Source organism: Actinomycetospora atypica (assembly GCF_042653685.1).
In the GTDB taxonomy this organism is placed as follows: domain Bacteria; phylum Actinomycetota; class Actinomycetes; order Mycobacteriales; family Pseudonocardiaceae; genus Actinomycetospora; species Actinomycetospora atypica.
This window is the reverse complement of sequence record NZ_JBHSIV010000124.1, coordinates 1-500: the sequence shown is the minus strand read 5'-3', so window position 1 is coordinate 500 and position 500 is coordinate 1. Positions and strand designations below refer to the sequence as shown.

Here is a 500-nt window from a genome sequence, read left to right as displayed (position 1 = left end):
CCCGTTGCCGAACCCGCGTTCGGGGCAGCAAGTGTCTTACTGCGACGCTGATCGTGGCGATCAGCCGGGATCCTCGCGATCCACCAGGACTGCGTAGTGAACGAAGGGCGGCAAACGCTCGAACACTGCGCGTGGCCCGCTCCGCTCTGTATAGCAGGACCCATAGCTCCGCGTGGACTGGCCAAAAATTCACAACTGCGCCAAATAATAGGTCCCGCAGGCGAATGATGCCGGAGAGTGCCGCTGACATAACGTGCGTTGCCCCTCTGACCTCAGGCCACTGGTCCTAGGGTGGTGGAGACTTGGGCGCTTAATCGCTGCGTTGCTCCGCGAGGAAGGTGTTCATCACGGCTGCGCACTCCGCCGGCTGGTCGAAGATGATGAGGTCCCCGCCGTCCCCGACGATCTCGAGGCGGCTGTGAGGTATCTGCGCAGCCAGCAGGCGCCCGTTGCTGACGTCGATGAGCGGTTCCTGAGCCCCGTGAAGGACGAGTGTCGGG

Annotated in this window: 1 protein-coding gene; it reads right to left on the bottom strand. The window is 63.2% G+C overall.

Features of this window, described 5'->3' with window-relative positions; translation table 11 throughout:
- Nucleotides 1-310: 310 nt before the first annotated feature.
- The coding region (locus ACFPBZ_RS29605; RefSeq protein ID WP_378039679.1) for an alpha/beta fold hydrolase at nt 311-500 on the bottom strand (190 nt) is incomplete at its 5' end.